The sequence below is a fragment of the Kingella pumchi genome (genome assembly GCF_022288825.1).
Taxonomy (GTDB): domain Bacteria; phylum Pseudomonadota; class Gammaproteobacteria; order Burkholderiales; family Neisseriaceae; genus Kingella_D; species Kingella_D pumchi.
Genome location: NZ_JAKOOW010000024.1, coordinates 21,806 through 42,959 on the forward strand (window position 1 = coordinate 21,806; position 21,154 = coordinate 42,959).

A 21,154-nucleotide genomic window follows, 5' to 3' on the forward strand; every position below is an offset into this window, starting at 1 on the left:
CGTTACACCTGTGAGCCGTTTGAATTCCCTGTCGCTTCTTTGGATTAGGTTTTCGTATTTCATTTTGGAATTGTAAATCTTCAGGATACTTTCGCAAAAGGTCTACTGATAACCCCCGAAATACAGAAGATTTTACAGTTAAAGCAGGTTGGATTCGAGAGTTTGGCCTGCGGCTTGCTATAACGGACTATACGGCCTGAACAAAGTGCAGGCTGCCTTTCGATGATTTGCCGGCAAAAAAGCAGCCTGCACCTGCGGTAAAATATGCAGGCTGCTTTTCCACACCCTCTCTCATCCATCAATTATGACACTCAAAAACACCCTTCGCCCTTGGTTGGCGCGCCGCCTCACGCTTTTGTCTTGGCTGGCACTTATCGCATTCACTATCAGCCAAATCATCACGTTTTGGTTTACCGAACTGTTCTCGCATTTTTTGCCGCACTACACGGTTTTGTGGGCCGCAACGGCGGCTGTTGCGGTGCAGCGGCAGCGTTGGCTTTGGGCGGTTGCCGCATTGGCCGGCGGGCTGTGGCTGTGTTGGCCATCGGGCAGCCCTGCGGTATCCACCGCCGCGCCGCCGCTGAAAGTGCTGTGGTACAACGTGAATTTGGATAATCCGGCCGCCGCACAGGAAAGCGCCGCCATTTTGGCCACCGCGCCCGATGTCGTCGCCATGGCCGAAATCGATTTGGACGACACCGGCTGGCAAACGCTGCACCAAGCCTATCCGCACGGCTGCGAACACCGCGACAACAGCCCGTTTGCATTGGCGCTTTGGAGCAGGCGGCCGCTGCAAAGTTGCCGCATCGTCATGGTGGAAACGGATGCGGGCGAACCCTTCCCCTTCATTGAAGCAGAACTGGACGGCAGCAGCCTGTTCGCCCTGCACCCGCCACCACCCATCAACGCGGAACTGGCCGCCGCACGTCAGACCTATTTGCAGCAGGCGGCACAGAAAATCGCTGCCGCCAAAACCGTGTTGGTGATGGGCGATTTGAACAGCAGCCCCTTCTCGCCCGTGTTCCGCCAATTCACGCACAGCGCCGACATCCGTCCGCACACGCCGAACTACCTGCCCACCTGGCTGCCCTTCGGCCTGAACATCGACCACGTTCTCACACGCGGCAAATCCGGCACCCATATACGCGCCCTGCCGTGGATGCACTCCGACCACCGCGCTTTGCTGATTGAATGGCCGTAATTTTAAAATAGCAAGCGTAGCCCGCATGGCGTAGGGTGTTGCAGCTTTGCTGCGCACGCGGTTCAAGGCAGCCTGAAAACGGTAAAAACCCTTTTTCAGACTGCTTATTCAGATAATCCAAAGGCAGCCTGAAAACCTAAATATCGTTTTCAGGCTGCCTTTTACTATTCTCAAACTACCCCCAAAGCAGCCTGAAACCCCACCGCCGACACCACATCCAAACGCGCCGACAATGCCCGCGCCGCCACCGCATGAATCCTCGCATCGGGCGCGGTGCAGGCGTCGGCGATAATGTGCACGCGCCAGGCCGCCGCGTCGGGCGAGAGCGCGGTGTGGGTGATGCAGTTTTGCGTCATCATGCCGCACAGATAAATGTCCGACACGCCCGCTGCCGCCAACACCTGCGCCAAATCCGTCTGCCAAAAAGCATCGGCGGCGTGCTTGTCCACCGTGGCACGCCCCGCCAGCAGCGGCGCAATTTCGGGATAAAACGCCACGCCCGCACTGCCTGCCGCCAGCATCGCCGCATCCGCCGCGTTTACATGGCGCACCGCCACCACCCAATCTCCCGCCGCATCCGCCGCGCGCACGCAGTCCGCAATCCGCGCCGCCGTTTCGGCAGCCTGAAACTGCGGCCACGCCCCGCCTGCGAAATAATCGTTTTGCACATCAATCACAATCAGCGCGTTTTTCATTTTGACCTCCGTTGCCAATCTGTTTGAAAGCGCCATCGTAGGCCCATGATGCGGCGGCCGACAGCTATAATCGGCGCCATTCAAACGGCAAAACAGCAAAAATGAAAAAATTTGACGACAAAATCAGCCAGTCCATCCTTGCCAAGCTGCGCGAAAACAGCCGCATCAGCTGGCAGCAGCTGGGCGCGGCGGTGCACCTCAGCCCGCAGGCGTGCGCCGAAAGGGTGCGCCAGATGCAGGACGCGGGCGTTATCGGCGGCTTCACCCTGCGCGAAAACCGCCCGCGCCACTTTATCACCGTGCTGATGGCGCATAACCGCTTTGCCGAGTTTGAACGCTTTTTGCACTCGGAAAGCGGCATTGAAAGCGCCGACAAAACCAGCGGCGACGGCTGCTACCACATCGTTTACACTGCCGATACGCCGGCAGAGCTGGAAGTCTTCCTTGCCCGCCTAAGCCCCCACGGGCGTTATCGCGTGGCGAGTGGGTTGAAGCGGGTGGTGGGGTAATGTTTCAGGCTGCTTTTCAGGCGGTCTGAAAGCAGCCTGAAAAACCCGCCCGGGCAATAATTTGCCGCAAAGCCTGTTCAGGGCGGCGCGCTTTGTTTATCATGCGCGCTCGAAGTATTTTTGCAACCCGACCGAAAGGAAGAAGACATGAGCCAGCAAGACGACAAAATCAAAGTTGACCTGAACAGCAAACCGGCCGACGAGCCGAAAAAAGACGAGCTGCCGGTAATCGACAGCCAATCTAAAGAAGAAACCACCGAAAGCGGCTGCTGCGGTGTGTGCGGCGGTTAAGGCTGTGTGAAATGCAAACCGCGGGACGGTGCAAACCGTTTGCCGCGGTTTTTTTTGTTTTCAGGCTGCTTTGCCGGCACACCGAAGGCAGCCTGAAAGCGGCGGCGCATTGTTTTTCGCACCGGTTCGGCTATACAATGCCGCTCTTTTTTCAGGCTGCTTGTTATGCACTATTTCAGCATTGCCGATGCCGACGGCAGACATCTCGGCTTTTTGGTTATGGATGCCGGCGAAGACGAAAGCGGCGGCCAGTTTGCCCTCTCGATAGCCGAAGATGCGCCGGAGTTGCCCGCCGCTTTGCTGAAGCTGGCGCAGAACCAAGACGCGCTGTTTTGGCAGGCAACGCCGCGCGGCGTGAATCTGAACGATGGCGACGGCCGCCTGATCGGCAGCATTTTTGAAGAAACGCTCACCCTCGCCGGGCAGCGCTACCTGCTGCAGGATCTGACTGGAAGCCTGTGAAATGGAAAGCATCTACATCCTGATTCCCATCAGCATCCTGCTGGCCTTTTTAATCGGCTTTTTCTTTTGGTGGTCGGGCAAAAACGGCCAGTTCGACGATTTGGAAGGCCCCGCCCACCGCATCATTATGGATGACGACGACACTTCTTCGGCCGCCGAAACCCCGCCTGCATCCGAGCCTCCCCCTCCCTCCCAGGACACGCAATCATGAATTCCAGCTTTGCTTTTGCCAAAAGCCGCCGTTTCGCGCCGCTGTTTGCCACCCAGTTTTTGGGGGCGTTCAACGACAATCTGTTTAAAACCACGCTCTTTGTGCTGATCAGCTTTCACGGGCTGGGCAAAAGCGGCTGGCTGCCGGCAAGCCAGCTTTTGAATGTGGCGGCGCTCTTGTTTGTGCTGCCCTATTTTCTGTTTTCCGCCCTTTCCGGCCAGCTCTCGAGCCGCTTCAACAAAGCGCGGCTGGCGCAGGCGGTGAAGGTGATGGAAATCGCCATTATGCTGCTGGCGGCCTACGGTTTTTACATCAATTCGGCGCCCTTGCTGCTGCTGTGTCTGTTTCTGATGGGCACCCACTCCACGCTGTTCGGGCCGGTGAAATACGCCATCCTGCCGGAGTATCTGCAAAAAGACGAGCTGATTATGGGCAACGGCCTGATCGAATCGGGCACTTTTTTGGCGATTCTTTTCGGCCAGATTATCGGCACCGCGATTGCCGGCAGCCATGTGGCGGTGCTGATTCTGATGGTGGTGCTGCTGGCGGCGGCTGGGCTGGTGAGCAGCCTGTTTATGCCCTCGGTGCCGCCCAGCGAACCGCAAACGCGGCTGGATTTCAACATCGTGCGCGGCACCAAAGCGCTGCTGCGCCAAACTTTCGCCCAAAACGAGCTGGCCACCGCCATTCTCGGCATTTCCTGGTTTTGGTTTGTCGGCGCGGTGTACACCACCCAGCTGCCGACCTTCGTGCAAAAAGTGCTCGGCGGCGGCAGCGGCGTGTTCAATCTGATGCTGACCCTGTTTTCCATCGGCATCGCCCTGGGCTCGGTGCTGTGCGCCAAACTCAGCCGCGGCGGCCTGTATCTGGGCATGGTGGCACTTGGCGCGCTGGGGCTGACGGTGTGCGGCGGCGGCCTGATCTACATCACCCACGGCTTAAACGGCACCGGCGGCGAAAACCTCAGCCTGTTTGCCTTTCTTACCCACGGCCACGCCTATGCGGTAGTGGCGCTGATGGTCGGCATCGGCTTTTTCGGCGGCTTTTTCTCGGTGCCGCTTTACACCTGGCTGCAAACCGCCAGCAGCAACGAGTTCCGCGCCCACGCCATCGCCGCCAACAATATCGTCAACGGCCTGTTTATGGTGGCGGCCGCCATTTTCAGCGCCGTTTTGCTGCTGATTAGCGACAGCACCGAGCTTTTGTATCTGATTGTGGCCGCCGGCAACCTGCCGATGCTGGCCTATCTTGCCCGCCGCGTGCCCGATTTGGTGCGTTTTCGCCGCCGCAGCGCCGAACATTAAACGCCTTCAGGCAGCCTGAAAGCCTTTTCAGGCTGCTTTTTGCTGTTCGGGCTGCTACGCAACTGCAGGCAGCCTGAAAACTGCCCGCCCAGCCCCTTTGCCGTTTTCAGGCTGTCTTTTTCTTCGGAGTTCCCATGTCTTCCTGCTGGCTGACCACCCGCTTTAGCATCGACCTCTCCCGCCCGCGCGTGATGGGCATCGTTAATCTCACCCCCGATTCCTTTTCCGACGGCGGCCGCTATTCGGGCAGCCTGAAAAACGCGCTCGAGTACGCCGAAAAACTGCTGGCCGACGGCGCCGACATCCTCGACATCGGCGGCGAGTCCACCCGCCCCAACGCCGCACCGGTGGCCGCCGACGAAGAATGGCAGCGCGTTGCCCCGCTGCTCGAAGAAATCAGCCGCTGGAACGTTCCCGTCAGTCTCGACACCCGCCGCACCGCCACCATGCGCCGCGCGCTGGAGCGCGGCTGGGCGGACATCATCAACGACGTGCAGGCGCTGGAAGACGAAGGCGCGCTCGAACTGCTGGCCGCGCACCGCGCCGGCGTATGCCTGATGCACATGAAAGGGCAGCCTGAAAATATGCAGGATAACCCGCAGTACCGCGACGTCTGCACCGAAGTCGCCGCCTATCTGCGCGGCCGCGCCGACGCCTGCCGCCAAGCGGGCATCGACGGCGGCCGCATCGTGCTCGATCCGGGTTTCGGCTTTGGCAAAACCCTCGAGCACAATATCGCCCTGCTGCACGACTTGCCGCGCCTGCAGCGGGAAACCGGCCTGCCCATACTCGCCGGCCTGTCGCGCAAGCGGATGATCGGCGAGATCACCGGCCGCGACCTGCCCGCCGAGCGCGCCGCCGGCAGCGTCGCCGCCGCGCTGGCTGCCGCAGAGCGCGGCGCCCTGATTCTGCGCGTGCACGATGTGCGCGACACCGTGGACGCGCTCAAAGTCTGGCAGCGGCTGCGCTAGGGTTTCGGCTTCAACGCCGTTGCGCTCCGCAGGCTGCCCGAATTCCCAAAGCAGCCTGAAAAGCCGGTTTTGTGCTTTCAGGCTGCTTTTCTCTGCAAAGCAGCCTGAAAGGATTGGGAACGGGTGCGCGCTGTCGGGCAGGTTTGACTGGCGGCGCGCCGCCCAATCTGATGGCAGTAATGGTAACGGCAGCAGCAAAAGGCAGCCTGAAACCCAAGACAGGCTTTTCAGGCTGCTTTTTGCCGCGGCGGCGGGTTTAATCGCGGCCGGCGTTGTGCATGCGGAAGAAGATTTCGCCGTCGGCTTCCAGCCGCTCCACCGGCCATTGGTAGGTTTCGCTCAGGCGTTCGGGCTGCATCACTTCGTCCACGCTGCCTTGGGCGGCGATGCGGCCGTTCTGCATCAGGATAATGTGTTCGGCATAGGCGGCGGCCAGGTTGAGATCGTGCAGCACCATCACGGCGTTGAACTGCCCTTTGGCGCGGCGGACAAACTGCATCAGGCGGTGCTGGTGGCGGATGTCGAGATGGTTGCAGGGCTCGTCGAGCAGGATGGCGGGTGCCTGCTGCATCAGGGCGCGGACGATATTGGCGCGCTGCTGCTCGCCGCCGGACAGGGTGTCGATGCGTTTGTCGGCCAACCCAGCCAGGTCGAACTCGGCGAGCAGTTTGTCCAGCAGGCCGTAATCGGGCGGCGGCGGGCGGAACAGGCCGCCGCCGATGCAGCCGAGACGGGCGTATTCGGCGACGGTGAGCGGCAGGTTGTAGCGGCCGTTTTGCGCCACCCACGCCACTTTGCCGGCACGGATCTGCGGCGCGGCGGGGGCGCCGAACAGCTCGCAGCTGGCGTTAAAGCGCCCCAGCAGCGCGCGCAGCAGGGTGGATTTGCCGGCGCCGTTGGGGCCGATCACGGCGGTGTGCACGCCCTGCGGTATGGCCAGTTCGTCGATATGCAAAATGGTGCGACCCTGCGGTGCGACTTTGAGCTTGCGGATAAAAAACAGCGGTGCCACGTTTCAGCCTGCCTTTCTGTGTATCGAGTGGAGAAACAGCCACATGAAAAACGGCCCGCCCAAAAGCGCGATCACGATGCCCACCGGCAGATCGACGGGAAAGGCGATCCAGCGGGCGGCGCTGTCGAGCACCAGCAGCATGATGCCGCCGAGCCAGGCGGACAACACAATCAGCCGCTGCCGGCCGCCGCCGACAGCCGAAGCGAGAATATTGGGCACCATCATGCCGATAAAGCCGATGATGCCGGAGAGCGAAACCGCCGCGCCGGTGAGCAGCGCCGCGGCGATAACGGTCTGCACCCGAAGCCGGCCGACGGCGATGCCCGAGCTGTGGGCGGTGTCTTCGCCGAGCATCAGGCAGTCCAGCCCGCGGCCGCAGGAGAGCAAGAGCGCCAGCCCGGCCAGCATCACCAGCGCCACGCGGCCGGGCGGCACAAAGCCCGCTTCGGCCAGGCTGCCGGCCAGCCAGATACTGGCGCTGCGCAGGGTGAGATCGTCGGACAAAAACAAAATCAGGCTGACGGTGGCGCTGCAAAAGGCGCTGACAATCAGACCGAGAATCAGCAGCCCCGAAATGCCGCCGCCGGTAAAGCGGTGCGCCGCCAAAATCAGCAGGCACACCGCCAGCGCGCCGGCAAAGGCCGCCAGCGGCACGCTGACGCCCGTCCAGCCCAAAGCCAGCACGCCGACTACGCCCAAAGCCGCACCGGCGGAAGTGCCGATCAGCCCGGGGTCGGCCAGCGGGTTTTCAAACAGCGCCTGCAGCCCCGCGCCCGCCGCCGACAGCGCCGCGCCCACCAACAGCGCCGCCGCCACGCGCGGCAGACGGATTTCCAGCATCACCGGCTCCAGCGTGTGCGGCGCCTGCCAGCCGCCAAAGCCGATGCCGGCCGACAGCCACACCAAAAGGGCAGAGAGCAGTAAAAAGAAGATAAGGGATAAAGGTTTCATGCTCGGGTTTCCTGTTTTCAGCTTTTCAGGCTGCCTTATGCCGCTGCGGCGTTTCAGGCTGCCTGTCGGGTTGGCGTTGGTCGGGGCAGGGCGGCAGGCAGCCTGAAAACGGCTGTGGCTATCGGGCGGCAGATTTTTCGCCGCTGCCGCGCGTGCGGCGGTGCTTTGGCGGTAAAATGGCGCCCTTTTTTCCGCAGCCGCCCCTTATGCACTACGTTTTACTCTCCCTTTTTACCGCCGCCGCGTTGATACTCGGCGCCAAAGCCCATTACCGCTGGACACGTTTTTTCGCCGCCTGCCAGTTTGTGTTCCTGTTTGGCGCGATGTTTGCCGCCAGCGGCCAATGGCAGCGCGGTTTGAACTTTGCGTCTGTATTGTTTGTCGTATTTGTCCTGTTTCACCGCCTGAAAATCCACTATTACAAACAGCCGTTGCTGGTTTCCGACCTTTTTCTCGCTTTCGACTGGCGCAACTGGGAAACGCTGGCGCACTACAAAGGCGCAATTGTCGCCGTGGCGGGGCTGCTCGGCATTTTGGGCTACGCGGTTTTCGGCTGGTCGGGCGCGGCGGTTTCAGACGGCCTCTGGCGCGGCTTGGCCGCCGCTGCCAGCATCGTCAGCCTGCTTTTGATGGTGCGCTACACCCAAGACAAACGCGCGGTGCAGGTGTGGCTCGATTCCCTGCCCGACGACGGCCGCGACGTGTTTCTCAACCTGCCGATGTCCTGTCGCGGCGTGTTTTTCAAAACGCCCGAGTTCGGCGGCGACGGCAATCGTTTCAAGCAGCTTTTGGAAGCGAAAAGGCCGTCTGAACAACATGAAAAGCAGCCTGAAAACGCCCGCCCCGACATCGTAATCTGTTTGCAGGAATCCACGCTCAATCCGCACCAATTTGATTTCCAAAGCGAAAACCTGCCGCCGCTGCCCATGTTTGCGCCGCAGGCCGACACCCGCTTTGCCGCGCCGCTGCGCGTGCACACCTTCGGCGGCGGCACATGGAAATCCGAGTTTGCCCTGCTCGCGGGCTTGCCCTCCACCGATTTCGGCGCACTCGCCAGCGGCGTGTTTTACTCCGTCGTGCCCCACATCCAAAGCGGCCTGATCCGCAACCTCAAAGCCGCAGGCTATTACTGCGTCGCCCTCTCGCCCTTTACCAAAGGCAATTACAACGCCAAATCCGCCTACGACCATTTCGGCTTTGACCTCATGCTCCAGCCGCAAGAACTCGGCTATCCCGCGCCCCTGAGCAAAAACCTGTGGCACATCGGCAGCGACGAAATGCTGCAATACGCGCAGATGATTTTGGACAAACGCCATCCCGCGCTGCAAAACATCACCCAGCCGATGCTGGTGTATGTGCTGACCATGAAAGAGCACGGCCCCTACAGCGCCGATACGCCCAATCATTACGAATTGGTTGCAGACGGCCTGCCCGACAAATCCATCGCCTGCCTCAACGACTACGCCGGCCGCATCGCCGCGCTCAACAACGCCACCGAGCAGTTCAATTCATGGTTACACACGCGCGGGCGCGATTTCGTGTTTGCCTACTTTGGCGATCATCAGGCCAACTTTGAAACCGCCACCCCACCCAAAAAAGGCCGTTTCGCCAACCCCGATTACGTCACCCAAGCCGCCATCCGCAGCAGCTTGGATTACGCGCCGCAAGAGCAGCCTGAAATCCTCGATCTCGCCTTTTTCGGCGGCCTGATTCTCGAAGCCGCAGGCATCGCCCCGCAAGACGACTTCATGCGCGCCAACACCGCCATGCGCCGTCTTTCCGGCGGCGGGCTGGAAGACTGCGCCGATAAAGATTTGCTGAACGACTACCGCGACTATCTCTACCGGCATATCGGGATTGCGCGTTGAGCGGTGCAGCAGCGCAGCGTGGTTTGGGATGGAACCCCAATATTTCTGATTGCCCGAGCTGCCATGGTGCGCGGTGCGCACCCTACGGTTTTCAGGCTGCCCGATGCTTTCAGGCAGCCTGAAAACGATCTGCCCAAAATGTAGGGTGGGTCGCGCCCCAAGCTACTCAGAGCCACCCATTGGCCGATGTTTCAGGCTGCTGCGGTGCGCGGTGCGGCACCCTACGGCTTTCAGGCTGCCTGAACCTTTCAGGCAGCCTGAAAACTATTTGCCCAGTTTGTTCAGGCGGCGCAGCACTTCGGGGGTGTCCAGCCCGTAGCGGAACATATCGTTGGCCGGCCACAGGTGGATGTTGCGTTTTTTCGCGGCGGGGCTGACAGCGATTTCGGGGCGGGCGGCAAACTGCTCGACGCTGCCGATCAGGTGTTTGTTGTGCTCGGCGATAATGATCACATCGGCTTTGGCCGCCATCCAGCCTTCGCGGCTGAGCGGCTTGATGCCGTCGATATTGGCGGCGGCGTTGATGCCGCCGGCGCGGCGGATCAGCTCGTCGGCAGCGGTGTTTTTACCCGCCACCAGCCGGCCGTCGTAGCTCAGAAGATAGCGTTTGCCGGTGGCCGGCTGCTGGCCGACGCCCGCCTGCCAGCGGCCGGCCAGGGCGTCGGCTTCTTTGCTTTTGCCGATCAGCTGGCCGATTTTGCGGATGCTGGCCGGATAGGCGGCGATGTGGTCGTCCGGCGCCACGTTTACCGCCTTGATGCCGAGTTGATTGAGCCGCTGGTAAACCGAAGGCGGCTGCACCATCCACGAGCCGACGGCCAGGGTGGGCTTGAGCGCCGCCACCGGCTCGGGCGAGAGTTGGCGGAAAATGCCGATGCTTTTGACGTTTTTCAGCGCCGGATTGGTGCTGGTCTGGTCGCGGCCGACAATGTCCTGGGTGGCGCCGAGCGCTACCAGCACATCGGCAACGTCGGGCGACAGGGCGACGATGCGCTCGCGCGCCTGGGCATTCAGGGCGGCGGCCAACAGCAGGGCGGCCAGCAGGGTTTTGCTTGGGTTCATATCAAATCCTTTCGTAGCGGGGTTTTCAGGCAGCCTGAAAAGGGAAAACGGCTTTCAGGCTGCCTGCGTGGGCAGGGAATGTTTTGGCTGGCGCCGTCAGGCAGCCGAAAAAAGGGGGAACGCAGCTTTCAGGCTGCTTTATCCAGGGCAAAACGCTGCAGGCCGCGGGGTAGGGCCGGCGGCAGGCGTTTGCCGTTTAACACCACTTCGATGCGGCGGCAGCGGTGCGGCGGCAGGCGGGCAAAATCGACGGCGATTTCGGCGGCGGCGGAAGTTTCGGCAGCGATGCGGCAGCCTGAAAAGTGCGCGCGGACGCGGGCGGAGGGCGGGCGCTTGGCAAAGACCTGGTAGTCGTAGGGCGGGTTGAAGCGGCCGGAGAGCTGCAGGATGTCGCTGCCGCGGCGCAGGGTCAGGGTAAAGGGATCGCCGGCGCGCTTTTGGCGCAGCAGGAAAAAGCGGGTGGCGGGGTCGTTCATATCGGCGCCGTCGAGCGCCAGCACCACATCGCCCGCCTGCACGCCGCTGCGTGCCGCGCTGCCGCCGGCCGTGGCTTCGGCAACTTTCAGGCTGCCTTCAGCGGTGTCGAAACGCAGGCCGAGTACGGCTTTGCGGTGGCGCAGTTTTAAGTCTGGCGGCTGCTGCCAGGGCTGCGCTGTGCCGCCCAGGCGGGTGATGTGCAGCCAGTCGCTGCCGGACGAAACGGCGGGGTCGGCGCTTTCCCAATCCGCATCGGCTGGCGCGCGGTGGCGGGTGCGTTCGATAAAGCGGGCAAGCGCCGGCAGTTCGGCATCGAGATAGCGCATATCGTGGCCGCCGTCGGGCGTGCGGTAGCTCAGGTTGATCTTGTGCCGGCGCAGAAAGTCGGCCACCGGCTGCATATCGGCGGCCGGATACAGCGGGTCGCTGCGGGTATTGACGACATACAGCGGCCGCGCGGCGAAATTGGCGGGATAAACCGGCAGCGCGCCCAAATGGGCGGCTACCGGCAGCGAGCCGTTCAGCGCGATAAAGCCGGCAAAGCGCTCGGGGCGGGTGGCGGCAAGATAAAAGGTGCCGGATGCGCCGTCGGAAAAGCCGCTGAGAAAAACGCGCTTCTCGTCTATCGGCAATTCGCGCAGCACGCGCTCGGTTTCGGCCAGCACCATGCCGCTGCCGATATCGTCAAACCAAGTCGCGCCTTTCTGGCCGAAAGGAAACAGCACATAGCAGCCGCAGGCTTCGGCCAGCTTTAAAAAACTCGAGCGGCGCACATAGGCGGCGGGGTCGGCGCGCACGGTGGGGCTTTCAACGGCGCCGTGCAGAAAGACCAGCAGCGGCCGTTTGCCGCCGTCGGCCTTGCTCGGCGTATAGACCACATAGGGGCGCTCGATGCCGTCGGCGGCGGTGTGGCGGAACTCGCGCACGCTGCCGGCCGCCAGCGGGGCGGAGAGGGCAAGGGCGCTTAGGAATAAAACGGCTTTCATGGTGATCGGCAGATGGTTTTCAGGCTGCTTTCAGGCTGCTTGTTTGGGCAATAGGCAGCCTGAAAGCGGATTGGGCGTTTTCAGGCTGCCTTGGGCTTTAGAACTTCAGATGCAGGCCGAGCGCGTAGTTGCGGCCAGGCTGGGTGTAGCGGTCGATGGTACCGGTTTTCTTCACACCCGCCACATCGGCGTAGCGCCAGTGGCGTTTGTCGAGCACGTTATAGACGCCGGCGCTGATTTCGACGTTTTTATGCGGCCGGTAATTGGCGCTGATGTCCCACACGCCGTAGCCGGGCGCTTTGAAGTCCTGTTCGTCGGCAACGCGGCGGTTTTTCGCCGACCAGCGCAGGCGGGTGCCGACATCCCAGCTTTCGCGCTGGTAATCGATGCCGACAAAGCCTTGCAGCGGGTGGGCGTTGGAGAGTGGGTTGCCGCTGGTTTCATTGACGCCGCGCATCCACGCCAGGCCGCCGGAGAGTTTGAATTCGCGGCTCAGCGCCCAATCGGCGGAGATATCGAAGCCGTAGGTTTTGGCGCGGGCGATGTTGCGGTAGTAGATTTCAAACAGATAGTTCGGCGGCAGTCTGGCGGGGTCGCTTTCGGTGTAGTAGCCGATAAAGTCTTTGTAGCGGTTGTAAAAAGCGGTGGTACGCAGGTTCAGGCGCTCGCCGCTGTAGCTTAAGCCGGTTTCAAAATTGCGCGATTTTTCCGGTTTCAGATCGGCGTTCGGCCGCACGCGGTAGCGGTTGGACGGGCTTTGGTAGCCGGCGGCAATCAGATCGGGGCCGGGCGAACGGAAGCCGAAGCTGTAGTTGGCAAACCAGCTGTAGCCGGGGGCAAACTGCCATTTCATGCCCAGCGAGGGCAGCAGGGCGTGGGCGGAAACGGAATCGGGCGCCAGCGGTTGGTTGCGGGTGTAGGCGCGGTAGGCGTCGTCGATGGTGAACTTGGTTTTTTCGCGGTGGTAACGCAGGCCGAAGTTGATGCTGAAGTGCTCGTTGAAGGCGGTTTCGTTTTGGCCGTAGAGGGCGAACACGCGGCGATCGGACGGCGGGAAGCTGCGGTTTTCCACCTGCTGGTTTTGGGTGCCGCTAACGTCCTGCTGGATCAGGCGGCCGGTTTTGGTCTGGCGGTATTCGGCACCGAAAGACGGGCGGTGCAGCAGGCTGCCGGTTTGAAAGCGCATGGCGATGTCGGCGCTGACGCCGGTGTGGCGCTGCTCGAATTTGCGGCGCTCGTCTTTGTTTTGCACCAGATAGGGCGGCGCGCCCGGGGTGCGGCTGGCGGAAACATGGTCTTGCGTAAGGTTGTAAACATCGAAAGCCTGGCGGTAGGCTTGGGCGGAGATTTTTTCGACCCAGCCGCGTTCAGGCTGGTAGCGGTAGCCGATGCTCAGGCGGCGGCGGTTGTATTTGTCGTCGCCGTTGGAAACCGGCCGCTCCAGCCAGCCGGCATTGCCGCGGCCGCTGCCCTGTTTTTCCAGCCGTTCGGTGTGGGTATCGCGCAGAAACTGCTCGAAGGCCAGCTCGCCGCGGTGGGCGCCGCGGGCAATTTCGCCTTTGGCCAGCACGTTGAGATTCTGGCTTTTTTGCTGGTTGGATACCGTGCGGCGGGCGCCGGTGCCGTCGTTTTCGGCATAGTTTTCCGCTTCGTGCAGGCGGCGGCGGGTCAGCATCAGCATGCCGGCGAAAATATCGTGCTTGCCGGCCAAGGTGGCGGTGATGCCGTGGCTGCGGTAAGTGCTGCGGTAGCCGTATTTGAGCCCCAGATACAGCGGTTTGTCGCTGCTGACAAAATCGGAGGGGCTGTAGGTGCGCATGGCAACGGTACCGCCCAAAGCGCCGGCGCCGTTTTCGGCGGCATTGGCGTTTTTGCTGATGCTGATGCGCTTGAGGGTGTCGGTTTCGACGGTGTCGCGGTTCACGCTGGTTTCGGGCGAGGCGCCGGGGCCGCCGGTTAAGTCTTCATGCGAATCGGGCAGCGGAATGCCGTCGATATCCATCTGGATGCGGTTGCCGCCCATGCCGCGGATCACATAGCCCGAATGGCCGTGCTGCAGATTGTCGGAGCGCACGTCCACGCCGGGTTCGTAGAGGATGCTGTCGTCGATATTTTGGGCGGCGGCGCGCTGCAGGTCTTTGTCGGTAATCACCGTCTGCTCGGGCTTGCGGCTGCGCTCGCCTTTGACGATGACCGTCTCCAATTCTTTGGCCTGCTGCGGCGCGGTGTCGTCGGCGGCAAAGGCGGCGGGCGCGGCAAACAGCAGGGCGATGATTTGAGCCAGATGCAGGGGCTTGGCTTGCGGTTTCATGGTTTTTCTCCTCGGTATGGGAAACGTTGCAAAACAATATCGCTGCGGTTTGTGTTTTCAGGCTGCCTGAAAGGCTGAAACGGGCATCTGCCGTTTGCTTAAATGCCGTCAGCCGAAAGGCGGTGCTTTGTTATAAATAATAAGGATTATAATTATTCACACTATTTATGTAAAGATTTTGCGTTTTCTTTTAACAAAAAACCGCATCAACTTAATATTTCGTCAGGAAAAACCCTGCCGGCTTTGGCGTCGGCACCAGCAAAAAAGCGTGCCGCAGCGGGCACGCTTTTTTGTTTTGCTGTTGTTTGATCAATCGACATTCTGGCTCAAATCCACTTCTTTGAGCGGAATCAGGCGCGTTTTGTGGCGCAGCTTGTGATAAAGGTAGAAGCCGGCAAAAATCGGCAGGCCCATATAGGTAATCAGCAGGCGTTGCCAGTTGAAATCGCCTTCGAGCACCAGCTGGGTGTCCTGGCCGATAATCACCAGCACGCACAGCGCCAGCGCCAGCAGGGGGCCGAGCGGGAACCATTTGGCGCGGTAAACCAAATCGTCCAGGCGGCGGCCTTGCGCCAGATAGGCGCGGCGGAAGCGGTAGTGGCTGGCGGCGATGCCCAGCCAGGCGATAAAGCCGGTCATGCCGGAGGCGGCGACGATGTATTCGTAGGCGCCTTCGTTGACGATTTCAATCAGAAAGACCGACAGCGCCACCACCGCAGTCGCCAGCACCGCCGCCACCGGCACGCCGGCGCGGTTGGTGCGGCCGAACAGGCGGTAGGCCAGGCCGTCGTTGCCCATAGCGTAGAGCATACGGGTGGAGGCGTACATGCCGGAATTGCCGGCCGAAAGGATGGACGTGAGGATAACGGCGTTCATAATCGCGGCGGCAAAAGCCAGGCCGGCGCGCTCGAATACCAGCGTAAACGGCGATTTGGCGATTTCCTGCACGTTTTCCGCGCCAAGCAGGGCGGGGTTGGTGTAGGGAATCAGCAGGCCGATCACCAAAATCGCCAGAATGTAGAAAATCAGAATGCGCCAGAATACCTGTTTGATCGCTTTGGGAATGCTCTCTTTGGGATTTTCCGATTCGCCGGCGGTAACGCCGATCAGCTCGGTGCCCTGAAAGGAAAAACCGGCAATCAGAAACACCCCCAGCGCGGTGAGAAAGCTGCCTGAAAAGCTCTGGCCGAGAAAGGGCGCATCGCCCACGGTAAAGTTGGCCAAGCCTACGTATTCGCCGCCCAAAATACCGAAAATGGTCAGCGTGCCGATGCCGAGAAACACCACCACGGTAACCACCTTAATCAGCGCAAACCAATACTCCGACTCGCCAAACGCCCGCACCGACAGCAGGTTTAACAGCAAAATCAGCCCGAAAAACAGCAGACTCCAGCCCCACGGCGGCATAAAGCGCATCGGCTCCCAATAAGTAATCACCAGCGCGGCGATGGAAATGTCTGCCGCCACGGTAATCACCCAGTTGAACCAGTAATTCCAGCCCAGCGCGAAACCCAGTGAAGGATCGACAAAACGCGCGGCATAAGTGGCAAACGAGCCGGAAGTGGGCAGATAGGTAGCCATTTCGCCCAAAGAAGTCATCAGAAAATACACCATCACGCCGATGGCGGCGTAGGCCAAAAGCGCACCGCCCGGGCCGGCGCTGTGAATCGCGCTGCCGCTGGCCATAAACAGGCCGGTGCCGATGCTGCCGCCGATGGCGATCATGCTCAGATGGCGGGTTTTCAAACGCCGCTGGACGCTGCGGCTTTCGCCGGAAGCAGGAGTTTGGGACACGGTGGTTCTCTTTCTCGGAAACAAAAGTCGGATGGTAAGCCGCCGCGTCATGTCGGGCGCGGCGGCAAGGTGCGCGGATTGTACGGGAAAGCGCGGCGCCGACCAATCGGCGGCCGGCGTTTTTTCGCTGCAGCCGGCAGCAAAGCAGCCTGAAAGTATGATTCGTGTAGTTTACCGGCTTTGCCCAAGTTTCAGGCTGCTTTTCGCCGGCTGTTTTTCAGGCAGCCTGAAAGCGCGCAAAGCCGTTTGGCGGACGGAAAACCAAAGTGGTTACCTGCCCTTGCGGCCGGCGGTTTTTTCAGGCTGCCGCAGGGCGGATTATTTGTCTTTCAGGCTGCCGTACCAGCGCTCGAAAGCAGCCTGAAAGCGGGGAAACAGCTTAGCGGCTTCTGCCGGCGAGCCTTCGGTGCGGTAGAAGTCCGCTTCGCTCTCCAAGCCGAGTGCGGCGAAATAGTCTTCGATAAAGCGGCCGTAGCCTTCGTCTTCGTCGGCGTAGTAAAAGGCGGTGAAGCGCCTGCCCAAGTCGTTGAAACAGGTATCGTCCAAGCCCTGCGCCAGCTGGCGTTCGACAAACTGGGCGGCGGGCGTTTCGCCGCGCTGCATTTGGGCAAAACCGGGCAGCGCGGCCGCGGCGGCGCTGTGCAGGTTTTGCGATACCGCCCAGGCGTAGTAGTGCGCCATATGGTGCAGGGCGTTGCCGTGCGGCAGCTCGGGCGGGTAGTTTTCGTCGATATGGAAAGAGATGTGGTCGTAGTGCATGGTGTGCTTTCGCTAAAACTGCGCGGCGGCAGCCTGAAAATCGGCAAGGCAGCCTGAAAACGCCAAAACGGTTTTTCAGGCTGCCTTTGGTTTGGGGCGGCAGCCTGAAAGGCTGATCCGCCTACTGCCCGCGCAGAAACAGCGCGTCCAGTTCTTTAAGCGTGAGTTTGACCCAGGTCGGGCGGCCGTGGTTGCACTGGTTGCTGCGCGGGGTGTTTTCCATGTCGCGCAAAAGCGCGTTCATTTCCGGCAGCGTCAGGCGGCGGCCGGCGCGCACCGAGCCGTGGCAGGCCATGGTCGAGAGCAGGCGGTTTTCGTATTCTTCGAGCAGGCGGCCGGATTCAAACTGCGCCATTTCGCGCAACACGCTGCGGGCGAGTGCTTCGGCATCGGCTTTGGCCAGCATCTGCGGCACGGCGCGCACGGCGATGGTGCGCTCGCCCAAGGCCGAAAGTTCGAGACCGAAGGCGCGCAGGGTGTCGCCATGCTCGGTCAGCGCCGCCATTTCCTGATGGTCGGCGGCAAAGCTCACCGGAATCAGCAGATGCTGGCTGTTCAGGCTGCCTGCCGCCTGCCGGCGGGCTTTCATTTTTTCGTAGTTCACGCGCTCGGCGGCGGCGTGCATGTCGATCAGCAGCAGGCTGTCCTGCGCTTGCGCCAGAATGTAGATGTCGAGCAGCTGGGCGATGGCAAAACCAAGCGGGTAATCCGCAGCGGCGGCATTGTCGTCCGCCGTGTTTTCAGGCTGCCTGTCGACCGGCGTTTCGGGAAAGGCGCGGTCGAGTTCGTCGTCCTGATACAGGCGGGCGTAGGTTTCGAGCGCGGCGCGGCTTTCGTTGAGCGTCAGCGCGCCCTGGCGCGGCGCACGCGGGGCAGCGGAGTAGGGCGCGGGGGCGCTGCGGCCGTAGCCTGATCCGCCGGTGGTGCCGGCCGGTAGCGGCATGGACGGGGTGGTGCCGAAAACGGCAGCCGCGTCGTCGCCATCAGCGCTTTCAGGCTGCCTGCTTTCAGTCTGTCTGCCCTGGGCGGCGGCATGGACGCTGTGCAGGATTTCGCCGGCGTTGCCCACGCTTTCGGTTTGGTCGGCGCGGGTTTGCGAGAGCGCTTTGTCGAGTGTGTGGAACACCAGCTGGTGCACCGCCTGGCTGTTGCGGAAACGCACTTCGGTTTTGCCCGGATGGATGTTGGCATCGACCAGCTCGGCGGGCAGTTCGAGAAACAGTGCGAAAGCGGGAGTGAGCTGGTGATGCAGCACGTCGCGGTAGGCTTGTTTGACCGCGTGCAGCATCACTTTGTCGCGCACATAGCGCTGGTTGACGAAGCAAAACTGTTTGTCGCTGCGGCCTTTGGAGAACGTCGGTTTGGCGATAAAGCCGTGCAGGCGGATTTCGCCGGCGCCGCTGTCCACCGCCAGCGAGGCAGCCTGAAAGTCTGCACCCAGCACCGCCGCGCAGCGCTCCGCCAGGCTTTGCGCCGGATAGCGGCAGACGGTTTTGCCGTTGTGCGCCAGCGAAAAAGCCACCTGCGGATGCGACAGCGCCAAACGGTCGAACATGGTGGCACAGTGGGCATACTCGGTGGCTTCGGATTTGAGGAATTTGCGCCGCGCCGGCGTGTTGAAAAAAAGCTCGGACACTTCGACGCTGCTGCCTTCGGGGTGGGCGGCAGAAACCACCGGACTCAAACGCCCGTCTTCGGCGCGGATCTGGCTGGCATGGCTGCTGCCGGCCTGGCGGCTGGTCAGCGTCAGCCGCGACACCGAGGCGATGCTGGCCAGCCCTTCGCCGCGAAAGCCCATGCTGGCCACCCGTTCCAGATCGCTCAGGCTGCTGATTTTGCTGGTAGCGTGGCGCGCGAGCGCCAGCGGCAGATCGTCGGGGTGGATGCCGGAGCCGTTGTCCTGCACGCGGATCAGTTTGATGCCGCCGCCGGCCAGCTCGACGCGGATGTCGTCGGCGCCGGCGTCCAAGCTGTTTTCGATGATTTCCTTCAGCGCGTTGGCGGGGCGCTCCACCACTTCGCCGGCGGCGATTTGGTTGACGAGATGGTCGGGTAGGGCGGCGATGCGGGACATGGCTTTTCCGTGTTTGAAACGTCCGCGGCGGGCGGATGGGGCGGCATAAGGGGTTTTGGCTTCGCAGAAGCCCGTAAACCCGCTTTCAGGCTGCCTGAGTTGCAAGGCAGCCTGAAAACGGCGGCGGGAGAATCAGGCGCTAAGCGCGGCTTTGACCGCGCGGTTCACTTCGCCCATATCGGCCTTGCCGGCCAGCCGGCTTTTGAGCAGTCCCATCACTTTGCCCATGTCGGCATTGCCGGCGGCACCGGTTTCGGCAACGGCGGCGGCAACCGCGGCTTGGATTTCTTCGGCGGAGAGCATCTGCGGCAGGTAGCGCTGCAGGATGGCGGTTTCGGCGTTTTCTTTGTCGGCCAGATCGCTGCGGCCGGCGTCGCTGTAGATTTTGGCGCTGTCTTTGCGCTGTTTGATCATTTTGCTGAGGATGGCAATGATTTTGGCGTCGTCCGCTTCGGCGCGCTCATCGACTTCAAACTGTTTGATGGCGGCGTTGGCCAGGCGGATGGTGGAGAGCGCGGCTTGGTCTTTGGCGCGCATTGCATCTTTCATGTCTTCCTGCAGACGGGTTTTCAGATTCATGGTCTCACTCCTGATTGCTGTGGTTTTTCAGGCAGCCTGAAACTTGCCGGCAGCCTGAAAAAAGCAAAAGCACCGCAAACCGAAAAAGGTTGTGCGGTGCGGCAAACACGCGCCCCGCATCGGCGGGACGGCTCCAAAATCAATAGTATTTCGGCGGCAGCTGCTGGCTGCGCAGGCGTTTTTGCAGGCGTTTTACCGCAGCGGCTTTTTTGCGTTTGCGCTCGGTAGTCGGCTTTTCGTAGGCTTCGCGGGCACGCAGCTCGGTGAGCAGGCCGGTTTTTTCGATGGCGCGTTTGAAACGGCGCATCGCAACTTCAAAGGGTTCGTTTTCTTTTACGCGGATGGTAGGCATATCAATTTCCTAAATGAATTCGGTTTCGTTTGCGGCTGCCGCAAGGGACGGGCAGCCTGAAAAAAGGTTCGGCACCGTGTTTGGGCGCTGCGGCCGGGCGGGGTGCGCCGCCTGTGATGAAACATCACCTCCTAACGGGTCGGCGCGGTCTGCACGGCAGGCGGCGCCTGGAAAACATTCGAGCCGTCATCAAGACGGCCGGCAAAAAACGGCGCGATTATCGCAGCGGCGTTAAGCTTTGTCAAATTCCGGCCGGCGATAGCTGATTAAAACGTCAAACTGCGTTAAAATGCCGCCCTTTACAACAATAAAACAACAGGACCCGACCATGGCCAAACAGCCCGAAACCGTAGTCATCACCCCGCACGATCTGCCGCTGCACTGCAACGGCCCGCAAGAGCAGGCGTGGAACGGCCATCCGCGCGTGTTTCTGCCCATTAAATCTTTTTCCGAAATCGAGTGCCCCTACTGCGGCACCGTGTATTTTCTCGACGGCGAAGCCCACGGCCACCACTAAAGCGCCGCTTCAGGCAGCCTGAAAATCCAGATTATGAACAAACCCGAAGTTACCCCGATTGACCGTCCCGTGCTGGTTCCGCCCGGCGGCCACAAAAAAGTGCTGCTGCATTCGTGCTGCGCCCCGTGCAGCGGCGAAGTGATGGAAGCCATGCTCGCCAGCGGCATCGACTACACCATTTATTTCTACAATCCCAACATCCACCCGCTCAAAGAATACGAGCTGCGCAAAAACGAAAACATCGCCTTTGCCGAAAAACACGGCGTGCCCTTTATCGACGCTGATTACGACGTGGACAACTGGTTCGAGCGCGCCAAAGGCATGGAATACGAACCCGAGCGCGGCATCCGCTGCACCATGTGTTTCGACATGCGTTTCGAGCGCACCGCCCTGTATGCCTACGAACACGGTTTTCCGGTGATTACCAGCTCGCTGGGCATCTCGCGCTGGAAAAACATGAACCAGATCAACGACTGCGGCATCCGCGCCGCCGCCAAATACCCCGGCATCGTCTATTGGGACTACAACTGGCGCAAAGGCGGCGGCAGCGCCCGCATGATCGAAATCAGCAAGCGTGAACACTTCTACCAGCAGGAATACTGCGGCTGCGCCTATTCGCTGCGCGATTCCAACGCCCACCGCCGCAGCCAGGGGCGCGAGCCGATCAAAATCGGCGTCAAATACTACGGCGACGAAGATTCCTGATTCCGCCGCCGCCGTCGCCGCCCACTCGATCGCCTACCGCCCGCAGGTCGCGCTTGCGGGCGG

The 21,154-nt window shown here is 61.3% G+C and carries 20 protein-coding genes and 1 pseudogene; 10 read left to right on the top strand and 11 right to left on the bottom strand.

Annotated features, from left to right (window positions below; translation table 11 throughout):
- The first annotated feature begins 304 nt into the window (after nucleotides 1–304).
- Nucleotides 305–1,201, top strand: coding sequence for an endonuclease/exonuclease/phosphatase family protein (locus MB824_RS06180; RefSeq protein ID WP_238746901.1), 897 nt, complete (start codon nucleotides 305–307; stop codon nucleotides 1,199–1,201).
- Between the two features lie 170 nt (nucleotides 1,202–1,371).
- Here the strand turns inward: MB824_RS06180 and MB824_RS06185 are convergent, their stop codons facing one another.
- The gene (locus MB824_RS06185; RefSeq protein ID WP_238746909.1) at nucleotides 1,372–1,896 is read right to left on the bottom strand and encodes an isochorismatase family protein; all 525 of its coding nucleotides are present in this window, start codon (nucleotides 1,894–1,896) and stop codon (nucleotides 1,372–1,374) included.
- Between the two features lie 101 nt (nucleotides 1,897–1,997).
- Between MB824_RS06185 and MB824_RS06190 the strand changes: the two genes are divergently transcribed.
- From MB824_RS06190 to folP, 6 genes are all read left to right on the top strand, one after another.
- Nucleotides 1,998–2,405 (top strand): Lrp/AsnC family transcriptional regulator, encoded by a 408-nt coding sequence (locus MB824_RS06190; RefSeq protein WP_238746911.1) that lies wholly within the window; start codon nucleotides 1,998–2,000, stop codon nucleotides 2,403–2,405.
- A gap of 147 nt (nucleotides 2,406–2,552) precedes the next feature.
- Nucleotides 2,553–2,696, top strand: coding sequence for a hypothetical protein (locus tag MB824_RS06195; RefSeq protein ID WP_238746920.1), 144 nt, complete (start codon nucleotides 2,553–2,555; stop codon nucleotides 2,694–2,696).
- A 165-nt stretch (nucleotides 2,697–2,861) separates the two neighbouring features.
- Entirely contained in the window at nucleotides 2,862–3,158 is a 297-nt protein-coding gene (locus MB824_RS06200) for an HLGFF motif protein (RefSeq protein ID WP_238746922.1), read from the top strand.
- Between the two features lies 1 nt (nucleotide 3,159).
- Complete coding sequence (gene ccoS, locus MB824_RS06205) at nucleotides 3,160–3,369, top strand: cbb3-type cytochrome oxidase assembly protein CcoS (protein ID WP_238746939.1); 210 nt, start codon at nucleotides 3,160–3,162, stop codon at nucleotides 3,367–3,369.
- Nucleotides 3,366–4,673 carry an MFS transporter gene (locus tag MB824_RS06210; protein WP_238746941.1) on the top strand — a complete coding sequence of 436 codons (1,308 nt, stop codon included), beginning with the start codon at nucleotides 3,366–3,368 and terminating at the stop codon, nucleotides 4,671–4,673. The genes ccoS and MB824_RS06210 overlap by 4 nt, the downstream gene beginning before the upstream one ends.
- A gap of 134 nt (nucleotides 4,674–4,807) precedes the next feature.
- The gene (gene folP, locus MB824_RS06215) at nucleotides 4,808–5,644 is read left to right on the top strand and encodes a dihydropteroate synthase (RefSeq protein ID WP_238746942.1); all 837 of its coding nucleotides are present in this window, start codon (nucleotides 4,808–4,810) and stop codon (nucleotides 5,642–5,644) included.
- Nucleotides 5,645–5,900: 256 nt separating this feature from the next.
- On the opposite strand, the pseudogene MB824_RS06220 reads toward folP, so the two are convergent.
- Nucleotides 5,901–6,599 (bottom strand): annotated as a pseudogene (locus tag MB824_RS06220) (ABC transporter ATP-binding protein); the annotation flags it as partial.
- A 60-nt stretch (nucleotides 6,600–6,659) separates the two neighbouring features.
- Nucleotides 6,660–7,607 (bottom strand): FecCD family ABC transporter permease, encoded by a 948-nt coding sequence (locus MB824_RS06225; protein ID WP_238746946.1) that lies wholly within the window; start codon nucleotides 7,605–7,607, stop codon nucleotides 6,660–6,662.
- A gap of 206 nt (nucleotides 7,608–7,813) precedes the next feature.
- Here MB824_RS06225 and MB824_RS06230 point away from each other — a divergent pair, with 206 nt between their 5' ends.
- A complete protein-coding gene (locus tag MB824_RS06230; protein ID WP_305067910.1) occupies nucleotides 7,814–9,475 on the top strand; it encodes an LTA synthase family protein in 1,662 nt (553 codons plus the stop codon).
- Between the two features lie 264 nt (nucleotides 9,476–9,739).
- Here MB824_RS06230 and MB824_RS06235 read toward each other — a convergent pair whose 3' ends face one another.
- From MB824_RS06235 to rpsU, 8 genes are all read right to left on the bottom strand, one after another.
- A complete protein-coding gene (locus tag MB824_RS06235) occupies nucleotides 9,740–10,537 on the bottom strand; it encodes a heme/hemin ABC transporter substrate-binding protein (RefSeq protein WP_238746951.1) in 798 nt (265 codons plus the stop codon).
- Nucleotides 10,538–10,665: 128 nt separating this feature from the next.
- Nucleotides 10,666–12,000 carry a PDZ domain-containing protein gene (locus MB824_RS06240; protein ID WP_238746953.1) on the bottom strand — a complete coding sequence of 445 codons (1,335 nt, stop codon included), beginning with the start codon at nucleotides 11,998–12,000 and terminating at the stop codon, nucleotides 10,666–10,668.
- A 97-nt stretch (nucleotides 12,001–12,097) separates the two neighbouring features.
- The gene (locus MB824_RS06245) at nucleotides 12,098–14,311 is read right to left on the bottom strand and encodes a TonB-dependent hemoglobin/transferrin/lactoferrin family receptor (protein WP_238746955.1); all 2,214 of its coding nucleotides are present in this window, start codon (nucleotides 14,309–14,311) and stop codon (nucleotides 12,098–12,100) included.
- Between the two features lie 309 nt (nucleotides 14,312–14,620).
- Nucleotides 14,621–16,036, bottom strand: a complete 1,416-nt coding sequence (locus MB824_RS06250) for an amino acid permease (protein WP_238747512.1) — start codon at nucleotides 16,034–16,036, stop codon at nucleotides 14,621–14,623.
- A 387-nt stretch (nucleotides 16,037–16,423) separates the two neighbouring features.
- The gene (locus MB824_RS06255) at nucleotides 16,424–16,864 is read right to left on the bottom strand and encodes a DUF7832 domain-containing protein (RefSeq protein WP_238746957.1); all 441 of its coding nucleotides are present in this window, start codon (nucleotides 16,862–16,864) and stop codon (nucleotides 16,424–16,426) included.
- A 121-nt stretch (nucleotides 16,865–16,985) separates the two neighbouring features.
- Nucleotides 16,986–18,938 carry a DNA mismatch repair endonuclease MutL gene (mutL, locus tag MB824_RS06260; RefSeq protein ID WP_238746959.1) on the bottom strand — a complete coding sequence of 651 codons (1,953 nt, stop codon included), beginning with the start codon at nucleotides 18,936–18,938 and terminating at the stop codon, nucleotides 16,986–16,988.
- Between the two features lie 132 nt (nucleotides 18,939–19,070).
- The gene (locus MB824_RS06265; protein WP_238746961.1) at nucleotides 19,071–19,517 is read right to left on the bottom strand and encodes a GatB/YqeY domain-containing protein; all 447 of its coding nucleotides are present in this window, start codon (nucleotides 19,515–19,517) and stop codon (nucleotides 19,071–19,073) included.
- A 139-nt stretch (nucleotides 19,518–19,656) separates the two neighbouring features.
- Entirely contained in the window at nucleotides 19,657–19,869 is a 213-nt protein-coding gene (rpsU, locus tag MB824_RS06270) for a 30S ribosomal protein S21 (protein ID WP_238746968.1), read from the bottom strand.
- 328 nt (nucleotides 19,870–20,197) lie between these two features.
- Here rpsU and MB824_RS06275 point away from each other — a divergent pair, with 328 nt between their 5' ends.
- Both MB824_RS06275 and MB824_RS06280 read left to right on the top strand, forming a co-directional pair.
- Nucleotides 20,198–20,386, top strand: a complete 189-nt coding sequence (locus MB824_RS06275) for a zinc-finger domain-containing protein (RefSeq protein WP_238746974.1) — start codon at nucleotides 20,198–20,200, stop codon at nucleotides 20,384–20,386.
- A gap of 33 nt (nucleotides 20,387–20,419) precedes the next feature.
- Nucleotides 20,420–21,091, top strand: coding sequence for an epoxyqueuosine reductase QueH (locus MB824_RS06280; protein ID WP_238746977.1), 672 nt, complete (start codon nucleotides 20,420–20,422; stop codon nucleotides 21,089–21,091).
- Nucleotides 21,092–21,154 lie beyond the last annotated feature (63 nt).

What these genes read in the sequence shown, in the direction of transcription:
- MB824_RS06275 (WP_238746974.1), top strand. Translation starts at nt 20,198, where the DNA reads ATGGCCAAACAGCCCGAAACCGTAGTCATCACCCCGCACGATCTGCCG.
- MB824_RS06280 (WP_238746977.1), top strand. Translation starts at nt 20,420, where the DNA reads ATGAACAAACCCGAAGTTACCCCGATTGACCGTCCCGTGCTGGTTCCG.
- MB824_RS06235 (WP_238746951.1), bottom strand. Translation starts at nt 10,537, where the DNA reads ATGAACCCAAGCAAAACCCTGCTGGCCGCCCTGCTGTTGGCCGCCGCC.
- MB824_RS06180 (WP_238746901.1), top strand. Translation starts at nt 305, where the DNA reads ATGACACTCAAAAACACCCTTCGCCCTTGGTTGGCGCGCCGCCTCACG.
- rpsU (WP_238746968.1), bottom strand. Translation starts at nt 19,869, where the DNA reads ATGCCTACCATCCGCGTAAAAGAAAACGAACCCTTTGAAGTTGCGATG.
- MB824_RS06200 (WP_238746922.1), top strand. Translation starts at nt 2,862, where the DNA reads ATGCACTATTTCAGCATTGCCGATGCCGACGGCAGACATCTCGGCTTT.
- MB824_RS06255 (WP_238746957.1), bottom strand. Translation starts at nt 16,864, where the DNA reads ATGCACTACGACCACATCTCTTTCCATATCGACGAAAACTACCCGCCC.
- folP (WP_238746942.1), top strand. Translation starts at nt 4,808, where the DNA reads ATGTCTTCCTGCTGGCTGACCACCCGCTTTAGCATCGACCTCTCCCGC.
- MB824_RS06250 (WP_238747512.1), bottom strand. Translation starts at nt 16,036, where the DNA reads ATGATCGCCATCGGCGGCAGCATCGGCACCGGCCTGTTTATGGCCAGC.
- MB824_RS06210 (WP_238746941.1), top strand. Translation starts at nt 3,366, where the DNA reads ATGAATTCCAGCTTTGCTTTTGCCAAAAGCCGCCGTTTCGCGCCGCTG.
- MB824_RS06265 (WP_238746961.1), bottom strand. Translation starts at nt 19,517, where the DNA reads ATGAATCTGAAAACCCGTCTGCAGGAAGACATGAAAGATGCAATGCGC.
- MB824_RS06195 (WP_238746920.1), top strand. Translation starts at nt 2,553, where the DNA reads ATGAGCCAGCAAGACGACAAAATCAAAGTTGACCTGAACAGCAAACCG.
- MB824_RS06240 (WP_238746953.1), bottom strand. Translation starts at nt 12,000, where the DNA reads ATGAAAGCCGTTTTATTCCTAAGCGCCCTTGCCCTCTCCGCCCCGCTG.
- mutL (WP_238746959.1), bottom strand. Translation starts at nt 18,938, where the DNA reads ATGTCCCGCATCGCCGCCCTACCCGACCATCTCGTCAACCAAATCGCC.
- MB824_RS06230 (WP_305067910.1), top strand. Translation starts at nt 7,814, where the DNA reads ATGCACTACGTTTTACTCTCCCTTTTTACCGCCGCCGCGTTGATACTC.
- MB824_RS06190 (WP_238746911.1), top strand. Translation starts at nt 1,998, where the DNA reads ATGAAAAAATTTGACGACAAAATCAGCCAGTCCATCCTTGCCAAGCTG.
- ccoS (WP_238746939.1), top strand. Translation starts at nt 3,160, where the DNA reads ATGGAAAGCATCTACATCCTGATTCCCATCAGCATCCTGCTGGCCTTT.
- MB824_RS06245 (WP_238746955.1), bottom strand. Translation starts at nt 14,311, where the DNA reads ATGAAACCGCAAGCCAAGCCCCTGCATCTGGCTCAAATCATCGCCCTG.
- MB824_RS06225 (WP_238746946.1), bottom strand. Translation starts at nt 7,607, where the DNA reads ATGAAACCTTTATCCCTTATCTTCTTTTTACTGCTCTCTGCCCTTTTG.
- MB824_RS06185 (WP_238746909.1), bottom strand. Translation starts at nt 1,896, where the DNA reads ATGAAAAACGCGCTGATTGTGATTGATGTGCAAAACGATTATTTCGCA.